The sequence below is a fragment of the Exiguobacterium sp. AB2 genome (assembly GCF_000696055.1).
GTDB lineage: Bacteria > Bacillota > Bacilli > Exiguobacteriales > Exiguobacteriaceae > Exiguobacterium > Exiguobacterium alkaliphilum.
This window is the reverse complement of record NZ_JNAA01000073.1, coordinates 1-1,875: the sequence shown is the minus strand read 5'-3', so window position 1 is coordinate 1,875 and position 1,875 is coordinate 1. Positions and strand designations below refer to the sequence as shown.

The 1,875-nt window shown below is 53.6% G+C and carries 1 protein-coding gene; it reads right to left on the bottom strand.

Going from position 1 to position 1,875, the window contains the following annotated elements; all coding sequences use genetic code 11:
- Window positions 1-75 precede the first annotated feature (75 nt).
- Entirely contained in the window at window positions 76-1,338 is a 1,263-nt protein-coding gene (gene ltrA, locus DI14_RS09995; protein WP_034808120.1) for a group II intron reverse transcriptase/maturase, read from the bottom strand.
- Window positions 1,339-1,875 lie beyond the last annotated feature (537 nt).

The window sequence follows — 1,875 nt, the reverse complement described above, 5'->3', positions numbered from 1 at the left end:
AATCGAGTAGGAGGGAGTGGTTAACTCCCGACCTCTCACACCACCGTACGTACCGTTCGGTATACGGCGGTTCAATTAAGATGTATGACGCAAAGTTTCATAACGTGATACCAGACTTTTGAGCCCTTGGGAACTCCAGTAGGAGTTCCCGAGGGCTCTGTGCAGTATCGGACTTTTTGAAATCCGCCAGTAACCCTTCCGTGAGTTGCCCCATTCATGGGCCTTCCCTTTCGGGACGCCCAGTCCGGTGAGCTTTCTCACTTTTGTGCTCGGCTTCTTCCAGCTCTTCCACACGCACATGCGTAGCCTTCTTCGAATCCACGACTCGAGGCTCTTGAACACACTCGGTGTGTCTGCCAACGCAAAGTATCCGCACCACCCCATCAGGTATTGGTTCAGCTTTTGGATACGGACCTCCATCGAGTACGGTCTCTTTCGCGATGTGATGTCGCGGATTTTATCTTTCATCCGGTTCACACTGGCTTTGGCAATCCGTACTTTCGGCTCTCTGTGCTTCGTGAAGCTGAACCCGAGGAACTTTCGTCTCCACGGGCGGTCCACGGCGGACTTGTTGCCGTTCACTTTCAGCTTCAGCTTCCCTTCGATATAGGAGGTCACCGACCTCATGACCCGATTTCCCGCTTTTGGTGTTTTCACATAGATGTTGCAGTCATCGGCGTAGCGGACGAACTGATGTCCACGCTTCTCGAGTTCCTTGTCCAGTTCGTCTAGGACGATGTTCGAGAGCAGCGGGCTGAGTGGGCCTCCTTGCGGAGTGCCTTCCTCGTTGTCCGTCACGACTCCGTTTATCATGATTCCGGTTTTCAGATACTTGTGGATGAGCTTGAGCAGACGCTTGTCCTCGATTCGCTTCGCCAGAAGCCCCATGAGCTTGTCATGGTTCACCCGGTCGAAGAATTTCTCCAAGTCGATATCGACCATCCAGCGATTTCCATCTGCGATGTACCCTTGTGCTTTCTTGACCGCCCCGTGGGCACTCCGATTCGGTCGGAATCCATAGCTGTGGTCAGAGAACGTGGGGTCATAGATAGACGATAACACCTGGGCGATCGCCTGTTGAATGAAACGATCCATCACGGTAGGGATGCCGAGCAGTCGCACACCGCCGTCAGGTTTCGGGATTTCGACCCTGCGGACCGGTTGCGGCTGGTAGGTCCCCGACAGAAGCTCCACCTTCATGGTGTCCCAGTGTTCGATGACATGCGCTCGCAGGTTTTGTACGGGCATTCCGTCGACACCGTGGCTTCCTTTGTTCCGAACCACTCGGTTCAGGGCACGTATTAAATTTTCCCGTGACAGAATCTGTTCCATTAACATTCGTTATGCCTCTCTCCGTGAACAACGCTTCTTCTTTATCCAGTCCCTGCTCCACCCTCTTGATGTCCCCAGTGGAATTCACCACGTCCTCCATTCAAGCAAGCCCTAACGGGTTGTCTGTGTTCGTCACAGCGACTGCCTGCCAAGATGTTGTTCTCTCTTAATTGTTCGGCCCTTCCCACTCGTCTCGAGACAAGGTGGTACTATGGCCTCTGCTGACTTCTGATTGTTCAGCCGCCCATCACTGGGCGGGTTACCAAGTGTACTTGGCGTTCCAATCAGAGCTCCCCGGGTAAGGACGCAATCTTTCCCTCCATCTATCTGCTCCATTTACTGCATGCGACCTTCGGCAGAAAGGGCTTTGCCTTGTATGGCAGGCTCACCCAGTCACACATAGCCTCGTATGAAGTTCGTGTTCCTCAGACCGGAGGTTTGCCGCCCGCTTCCTTCAGATTCCACGTCGCCGTGGACACCCTTGCGCTTGGCTAACTGTTACTTCTGCCTTCACAGTTCGGGACTTGCACCCTATAGATTACA